Below are 517 nucleotides of genomic sequence, written 5' to 3'. Positions count from 1 at the left end.
TAGTCACCAACATATTCATCAAATCGGTCAGTGAGACTTTATCATTCACATCAGACATGTGAAAATTCATGATGAACTGTTTGTAACTCGCAGGAAGTGAGTGAAGCAGAATATCAGTCCCCATTTCAGAAGAGATATCCACACCTAGATCATGAAGGGCATGGATATTCCGGATCATCTTTAGACAATGCTCGTTCACAGATGTTCCTTCCACCATCTTACAAGCAAATAGCTCACCAACAGTGTTGTACCTTACAACCCTGTTCTGTGACTCATAAAGCTCCTTAAGATGGGTGATGATTGCATGCGAAGTATCTATGACCTCATGTTGCCTTTGGAGCTCATTGGTCATAGATGCCATGATATAACATCTTGCCTGCACATCATCCTCGAGCCACTTGTTGTAAGTGTCTCGTTCCTCTTTCGATGCCCCTTCAGGTAGAGCATTAGGGCGGGAAGACTTAATGACATAGTCAATTTTATCCGCAGCTAAAACAATTCTTAGATTCCTAATCCA

General features: G+C 42.0%; 1 protein-coding gene. It reads right to left on the bottom strand.

The annotated features are described in order from the left end of the window. A partial coding sequence (locus HK417_RS24710) for a retrotransposon gag domain-containing protein (RefSeq protein WP_261327710.1) occupies positions 1-352 on the bottom strand: 352 nt, incomplete at its 3' end. Positions 353-517 lie beyond the last annotated feature (165 nt).

The sequence above is a fragment of the Modestobacter marinus genome (genome assembly GCF_019799945.1).
Classification (GTDB): Bacteria; Actinomycetota; Actinomycetes; order Mycobacteriales; family Geodermatophilaceae; genus Modestobacter; species Modestobacter marinus_B.
This window is presented reverse-complemented; position numbering and strand designations above follow the sequence as displayed.